Genomic DNA, 6,946 nt, shown 5'->3' with positions numbered 1-6,946 from the left:
GCAAGGATGCGTTGCAGCGTCCGTCGGTGCATGTTCAGGCGGCGCGCGGTTTCCGAAACATTGTGATTACACAATTCGTACACGCGCTGAATATGCTCCCAACGGACACGGTCTGCAGACATCGGATTTTCCGGCGGAGCCGGTTTTTCGTCTGGCGAAGCCGTGAGCGCACGGATGATATCGTCAACATCCGCTGGTTTCGACAGATAATCGACGGCTCCGGCCTTCACAGCGGCGACTGCTGTCGCAATTGCGCCATATCCGGTGAGGATCACTGCGCGCGCGTCAGGACGGTGCTTTTGCAGGACTTCCACCACATCAAGACCGCTGCCATCTTCCAGGCGCAGATCCAGAACCGCGAAAGCGGGCGGGTTAAGACGGGCAATATCCTTGCCTTCAGAGACCGAAGATACTGCAGAGACCACGAAACCGCGTTGAGCCAGGGCACGGGCCATACGCTGCACAAAGGGGCCATCATCATCCATGACGAGACAGGAGCGGTCCTCAACATCCTTGAGGCTCTCGTGCAGATTTACGTTAACTGGCCGATCCATGATCTTATCCTTGGTGTAATATTGGCCATATAGGTCTGAACCGTCACTTAATCCAAGTCAGGCGCCTGCAAAAGAGTCAGTGGCCATAGGGTCTGGACCACAGCGCCGCGTTTCGGCGGCGTCCGGTTTCGCGTCGCAATGCGGCCACCTGTGCGCTCAATCAGCGTCTTGGCGATGAAGAATCCAAGCCCCATGTCACCCCCGCCCAGATGCGCCTCGCCGCGTTGCGAGACATAGGGCTCGCCCAGTTTCGGCAGCACTTCGGCGGCAAAGCCGGGGCCGTCATCGCTGATTGTGATCATGATCTGGTCTGCAGTCCAAGTCGCCACGACGTTCACGCGCGTATCGGCGAAACTCACCGCATTTTCGATGAAGGCACCCAGCGCGTGCAAAACTTCCGGGCTGCGTTTCAGGGTCGGCGCACGTGGTGTGCCATCTTCAGCAGGTTCCGCCCGGACGGTCAGATCCACGCCCAACCCCTTGAATGGCGCAGCGGCCTCGGCCACCAGCGCATCCAGCGGGATTCGCGCATGCACGATGTCGGTTGCTTCGCGCGCTTCACGGATCGTGGCGAGGATCGCGCGGCACCGGTCGGCCTGTTCGGCAATCAGGATAATGTCCTCGGCGCGCGGATCCTCGGGGTCGAGATCCGCCTGCAATTCCTTCGCGACGAGATGGATCGTGGCAAGCGGGGTTCCCAACTCATGTGTGGTCATTGCAGACATTGCACCGAGCGCGGACAGGCGTTGCTCGCGCGCCATGACGACCCCCGCTGCATCGAGCGCGCGCACGAGCCGGGCCTCATCCTGACTGACCCGCGCCGCTGACAAGGCAAAGAAGACCACACCGACAGCAAGGGCTGCGAACTGGCCAAGCTGGAACAGAGGCGGCAGCGCAATCGAAGAGTTCGCCACACCCCAGGGCAGGGGCATGTGAATAAGCGGCATCAGGGCCGCCAATACCAAGGCAAGCAAAGCGATAAGGGAGGCCCTGAACGAGCTGAGACTGAGCGCAGCAACAGTTACGGGGGCAACCAGAAGCAACAGGAACGGGTTTGACAGTCCACCCGTCGCGGCGATCAGCGCAGCCAATTGTACCGTATCGAATGCCAATTGCAGGGTCGCCTCCCACCCGCGCGTCAGGCGCTGGCTCTGGAAGGCAAAAGACAGGAACACGTTCAACCAGGCCGACGCCGCAATGATCGACAGGCAGAGCGCAAGCGGCATGTCGAAGCCAAGTCCGAACGCCACGAACAATACCGCTGCCGTTTGCCCGGCCACGGCCAGCCAGCGCAGCGTGATGAAAGTGCGCAAGCGCGTGCGCCCGAGGGCGGATTGCGCCGAGCCCAACCCTTCTGGGGGAAGGGTGAAGATCGCATCGTCGAGATCTATGTGTCCGTCGCGGGCCAAATCATCCATTAGCGCCTTATGCGGCAGCGTGACGCTTGCGCCAAGCGCCGCTTGCGGCGCATATCCCCCCTATGATGCTCAGATCGATTGCAACGTCATCCGCCCTGCTCGCCTCCGCCGTATTGGCCGCCTGCTCTCCCGCCAGCGCGCCGGAGAAAGACTCCGCCGGAGCGGTAAAGTCCGGAGGTGCGCAGGCCAGTTGCCTCAGCCGTGCCTATCCGGAGATTGGCGGGCCGATCTCACTCGTCTCCGATTCCGGGGCGCGCGTGACGGAAGCCGATTTCAAAGGTCGTCCGACGCTGATCTATTTCGGGTTCACCTATTGCCCGGACGTCTGCCCGATGACGCTCGTCAATGTGGAGCGCGCCTATGAGCAGCTGCCCGAAAGTGTTGAGCCGCCGCAGACATTGCTCATTTCGGTGGATCCGGAACGGGACACGCCCGAAGTTCTGGCTAGCTATGTGAAGGCGCCGCGCTTTCCGAAAAACCTCGTCGGCCTGACGGGCACGCCAGAGGAAGTTCGCGCGGCCGCGGATGAGTTCCTGTCGGACTTTTCTCGCGTAGAGCAATCTGAAAGCCAGTCCGAATACACAATGGACCATACGTCGCTGCTCTATCTGATGGATGAGAACTGGCAGTTGAAGACCTTCTTCACGCATGAAGACACGGCTGAAACCATCTCGGCCTGTCTCGAAGAGATCCTGCAGGACTAGGCTGAAGGGCCCGACTTTTCCAGCCGGGCCCTGAACCTCTTAGATGAACAGGCTTGCCGCGAAGAAGGCGAAGAACCCGCCAACCAGAAATGCGACAACGCTGACCCACCAGACGACCCAACTGAGCTGGCGCGCGCGCGTACACGCCCGTGCCTTCACCGGGTCAATTGGACAGGGCAGCGACCTTGCATGCCATTGCCAGGCCCCAGCCAACGCGATCATCAACGCTGCGATGCCGAACACGAGACCCTTGTTCTTGCCGAGCCAGGTGATCTGCGGCACGGCCTCGATCAGGCCTGCCATCACCGCGCCGGCGCCGATGCTGACCAGCAGGGCCGGTAGGGCGCAGCAGATCAGTGTTCCGGTTGAAGTGAACAGCGACAGGAAGGCAGGCAGGGTGCTGGGAGATTTTACGTCTTCGCTCATGCGTCGCCACCACGGTCGATGCTGACGAGCGAATAACCGGACTTGCGGATCAGCTTTTCGATCGTTTGATCATCCATCGTCGCGCCAGCCTTCAGGCCAAGGACGATTTCGCCATTGTCCAGGTCGACATTGACGCTTTCGACGGCGTCCTGCTTCTTGAACACCTTGCGGACGGCCTGTGCGCAAAAATCGCAGACGAGGCCGTTCACCTTGGCGGTGACGGTCTGGGCTGAAGCGGCCGGGTCGGCATCGGTATTGGGTTCAGCGACCATGTCGGCATGCGCCGAATGATCCATCTTGGAATGGTCCATCTTGGAATGATCCATCGTTTCATCAGCCAGTGCCGGAGCGGCGAGCAGGCAAAAAGCGAGGGACGCGAAAGCGGGTTTAATCAGTTTCATGAGTAGTATCCTTTGAAAGTCAGAACCGGACGATCCAGTTCGCGAGCAGCTCTTCGGTTTCCAGCGTGTAGCCGAGCTCGACCATCTGGACGCCCTTGAAGAACCGGACGAGGGGGGTTGTGGTAACGGGCTCATTGCTTTCGGGGTGGTTATCCACCTGCAGCATCAACCATGTGTGAAGGTCGCCATAGTCGCCGATATACGGGGCAACGCCGACGCGGCCGCTATGGCGCACGCTCTTGTTGCCGGCATAGTCGGTGGCTTTTGCCTCATAGGAGGTGAACCAGCGGCGGGTCTCCCAGTCCGCGGCGAAAGCGGCAAAACCGGACAGTTCAGGAGACTCACTCCCGAACGGATCGGCCTGACCCACACCCAATTTGAAATAGGTGTTCGCCTGGCTTGAAGGGCCGTTCCAGCGTTTCAGCAGCCGGTTGTATTGTAGGCCGGTGAACTGGACGTCTTCGGCCCAGTTACGCTCTGCATAGAACCCGATCGAGTCCGATGCGGTGGGTGAATAGTGTGCATGCAGCGAGGAGGAATCTCCATTGTTCATCTGCATGACCGTCCAGCCGCCTGGGTAGGAGACGGGACGGGCCTCTGCCATGGGAGCGAGCGCCGCCCATGTTAGACAGGCCGCGAAAGGCGCGGCGCGGGAAAGGAAGGACAAGGCCTTCTCCTTTGTTCCGGGTTGATCCTGAGATTATGAGAGGATCATCAGGCCCGGGGAGGAGGCGGCTCCGGAACGGATGCGACCGAGATTGGCGTCGCATCCAGAGGAATATTGAACAGGGGCGGGTAAAGGTCGCTATGGCCTTCAGGGGCAGCAGCACTCGGCAGCGCCGCAACGATGGCCGGACAGCAACAAGCCGTATCGTGCGATGGCCCGTCCTGATCTTTTGGCTGGGAGTGGTCCATGGACCCCATCCCCATGTCGCAATCCCCATTCATTGCAGGCATCACATGCGTCATCTGGCCCGCATCCGATGCAGGACAGCTGTCCTGCGCGGCGCTTGCCGTACCGGATGCGATCAGCAACAGGCTGAGGCAAAGAAGGGCGATCCTTTGGAACATCGTCGTTTTCTATCTCGCACGATAGCTGCGCCGTCAAATGACCTTTCAGTGAGCTATTGTGCCACCCAGCCGCCGTCCATGGAGAGGTCGGCACCATTGATCTGGTCAGCATCCGGCGAGCAGAGGAAGGCAACGAAGCCGCCAATCTGCTCGGCAGTCACGAATTCCTTGGTTGGCTGTGCGGCGAGCAGCACGTTTTTCACAACTTCATCACGCGTCATGCCGCGCGCCTTTGCCGTATCGTCGATCTGGCCATCGACCAGCGGCGTGTGGACATAGCCGGGACAGACCAGATTGCACCGTACGCCGTGTTCCGCACCCTCCAGAGCCGTCACCTTGGTCAGGCCGGAAAGCCCATGCTTGGCCGCGACATAGGCTGATTTGAACGGGGAGGCGACCTTGGCGTGGGCGCTGCCGGTATTGATGATGCGGCCCCAGCCTTTTTCTTTCATGGGTCCAATCGCCATCCGGGTCGTGTGAAAGGCAGCTGACAAGTTCAGCGCCATGATCAGATCCCATTTGGCCACTGGGAATTCTTCGAGGGGTGACACAAATTGCGTGCCGGCATTGTTGACCAGAATATCGGTACCGCCAAAATCGGTTGTCACATAGGCCATCATCTCTTCAATCGCGTCCGGATTGGTCAGGTCAGCGCCTGAATAGCCGATCTGTACGCCGTGTTCCTTTCCCATTTCAGCCTGCAGGGCCTTGATCTCATCGGCGTCGCCAAATCCGTTCAGCACGACATTGCAGCCTTCCTGTGCAAGACGGTCTGCAATAGCCTTCCCGATCCCGCTGGTGGAGCCGGTAACGAGGGCGGTTTTCCCCTTGATCATGAATATGTCTCCTTGAGGCTGTGGCGTGCTATGGGTAGGAATAGGTCTGGCTCTGATAGAGCCGATTGATATTAGAGGAAATAGTGAGCGTTTATGGGCGGTGAAACTCTTGCCTTTGTCGAGGCATTCCCACGCTTTCTGTTATGGACAGCAGCGGCTGGCGCGATGCTTGCCATCGCCAGCACCATATACGTGCTGCTGACCCCGTGGAAGGAGCTGGCGCTCGTAAAGGAAGGCAATTCGGCCGCAGGATTTGCATTGGCCGGGGCCATTGTTGGTCTTGCGATCCCCATTGCCTCCTGTCTGGCCTCCAGTGTCACCCTGATAGACTTGGCCATCTGGGGGGTCGTCTCACTCCTGATCCAGCTCCTCGTCTACCGTCTCGTCGATGTCTTGCTCACCGATATTCCCAAACGGATCGAAAAGGAGGAGGCTGGCGCAGCCGTCGTCCTTGTTGCGGCAAAGCTGGCATCAGCCCTGATCATTGCAGCGGGTCTCTGGGACCCGGTCCTGCAGAGGTTCTAACGGAGGTACTCAGGCAGTGATGCGTTCGTTTGACTGGGTGATCTATGCATTGGTTCTGGGCGTCGTCGTCTGGACCATGTTTTCGCAGGATCCAAAAGCTGACGCACCTGAGCCGCCGCCAACCGTCCTGGAATCCGAAGGTCCGACCCTGCCGCCGCCGTCGCCATTGGACGAACAGGTGCTTGTCCAGGTCAGCGAGCCCAAGGACGGGATCGGCACTGCTTTCGCCGTGAACAAGAATGGTCAGTGGATCACGGCCCGGCATGTCGTGGACGGTTGCAACTCTGTCGGCCTGCTGGTGGCGCCCGGGCAATATGTGCCGGTCGACAGCATCGTCGTTGATCCGGATCATGACCTTGCCCTTCTTTCAACAGGTCGCAGCCCCAACTCGGTAAAACTTGATCTCGTATCTCCGCTTCGCATCGGCACGCATGGTTATCATGTTGGCTACCCCCAGGGACGACCGGGAGAAGTGGCTACGAAACTCATGTCCCGCTCGAAACTCATCACGCGCGGGCGCCGGGAAGGCGCTGAACCTATTCTTGCCTGGGCCGAGATTGGCCGGACGCGTGGCTTGAACGGTTCGTTGGGGGGAATTTCTGGCGGACCGGTCTTTGATGCGGGGGGAACTGTGCGCGGCGTGATCGTGGCCGAGAGCCCGCGGCGCGGGCGTATCTATACGGCTGCGCCGACATCTATAGATGCCTTCCTGACCAGCCTGAGCGTGGAACGCGAGGATGGCCCGACCGAGATTTTTGCCGAGGAGACTTACGGCCCGATGTCAGACAATGCCCGCCGCCGTCTTCAGGTCGTGAAAGTGGCCTGCCGGGTCACCCCATGACCAGCTTTGCCTCTCGCCTCATCGCTGGCGCGCGCCAGTTGGGCCCACTCTGCGTGGGTATCGACCCGCATCCTGGCCGTATCCCGGACCTGTTCGGCGGGGACACGCCCGAAGGGGTGGCCGCTTGGGGCGAAGCAGTCGTGGCGGCGGCGGCCGGACGCGCCTGCGTG

Annotated in this window: 10 protein-coding genes; 3 read left to right on the top strand and 7 right to left on the bottom strand. The window is 60.3% G+C overall.

What is annotated here, in order from left to right; all coding sequences use genetic code 11:
• Both B4F73_RS04080 and B4F73_RS04075 read right to left on the bottom strand, forming a co-directional pair.
• A partial coding sequence (locus tag B4F73_RS04080; RefSeq protein ID WP_290482565.1) for an ActR/PrrA/RegA family redox response regulator transcription factor occupies window positions 1-554 on the bottom strand: 554 nt, incomplete at its 3' end.
• 47 nt (window positions 555-601) lie between these two features.
• Window positions 602-1,972: an ActS/PrrB/RegB family redox-sensitive histidine kinase gene (locus B4F73_RS04075; RefSeq protein ID WP_290482564.1), complete on the bottom strand. Its 1,371-nt coding sequence runs from the start codon at window positions 1,970-1,972 to the stop codon at window positions 602-604.
• Between the two features lie 62 nt (window positions 1,973-2,034).
• Between B4F73_RS04075 and B4F73_RS04070 the strand changes: the two genes are divergently transcribed.
• Window positions 2,035-2,676, top strand: a complete 642-nt coding sequence (locus B4F73_RS04070; protein WP_290482563.1) for an SCO family protein — start codon at window positions 2,035-2,037, stop codon at window positions 2,674-2,676.
• 39 nt (window positions 2,677-2,715) lie between these two features.
• Here the strand turns inward: B4F73_RS04070 and B4F73_RS04065 are convergent, their stop codons facing one another.
• From B4F73_RS04065 to B4F73_RS04045, 5 genes are read right to left on the bottom strand one after another with little or no spacing between them, the layout of a single operon-like run.
• Entirely contained in the window at window positions 2,716-3,102 is a 387-nt protein-coding gene (locus B4F73_RS04065; RefSeq protein WP_206991937.1) for a hypothetical protein, read from the bottom strand.
• On the bottom strand, window positions 3,099-3,503 hold the full coding sequence (locus tag B4F73_RS04060) for a heavy-metal-associated domain-containing protein (RefSeq protein WP_290480417.1): 405 nt from the start codon (window positions 3,501-3,503) through the stop codon (window positions 3,099-3,101). Before B4F73_RS04060 ends, B4F73_RS04065 begins: the two co-directional genes overlap by 4 nt.
• 19 nt (window positions 3,504-3,522) lie before the next feature.
• Entirely contained in the window at window positions 3,523-4,170 is a 648-nt protein-coding gene (locus B4F73_RS04055; RefSeq protein ID WP_290480418.1) for a hypothetical protein, read from the bottom strand.
• Between the two features lie 47 nt (window positions 4,171-4,217).
• Window positions 4,218-4,574, bottom strand: a complete 357-nt coding sequence (locus B4F73_RS04050; protein WP_290482562.1) for a hypothetical protein — start codon at window positions 4,572-4,574, stop codon at window positions 4,218-4,220.
• A 53-nt stretch (window positions 4,575-4,627) separates the two neighbouring features.
• Complete coding sequence (locus B4F73_RS04045; RefSeq protein ID WP_206991941.1) at window positions 4,628-5,410, bottom strand: 3-hydroxybutyrate dehydrogenase; 783 nt, start codon at window positions 5,408-5,410, stop codon at window positions 4,628-4,630.
• Between the two features lie 93 nt (window positions 5,411-5,503).
• On the opposite strand from B4F73_RS04045, the gene B4F73_RS04040 reads away from it, so the two are divergent.
• Both B4F73_RS04040 and B4F73_RS04035 read left to right on the top strand, forming a co-directional pair.
• Window positions 5,504-5,935 carry a DUF350 domain-containing protein gene (locus B4F73_RS04040; RefSeq protein ID WP_206991942.1) on the top strand — a complete coding sequence of 144 codons (432 nt, stop codon included), beginning with the start codon at window positions 5,504-5,506 and terminating at the stop codon, window positions 5,933-5,935.
• A 19-nt stretch (window positions 5,936-5,954) separates the two neighbouring features.
• Window positions 5,955-6,776: a S1 family peptidase gene (locus B4F73_RS04035; protein ID WP_034817667.1), complete on the top strand. Its 822-nt coding sequence runs from the start codon at window positions 5,955-5,957 to the stop codon at window positions 6,774-6,776.
• The last annotated feature ends 170 nt before the right edge of the window (window positions 6,777-6,946 follow it).

This window comes from Hyphomonas sp. UBA3601, assembly GCF_002375605.1.
Taxonomy (GTDB): domain Bacteria; phylum Pseudomonadota; class Alphaproteobacteria; order Caulobacterales; family Hyphomonadaceae; genus Hyphomonas.
This window is presented reverse-complemented; position numbering and strand designations above follow the sequence as displayed.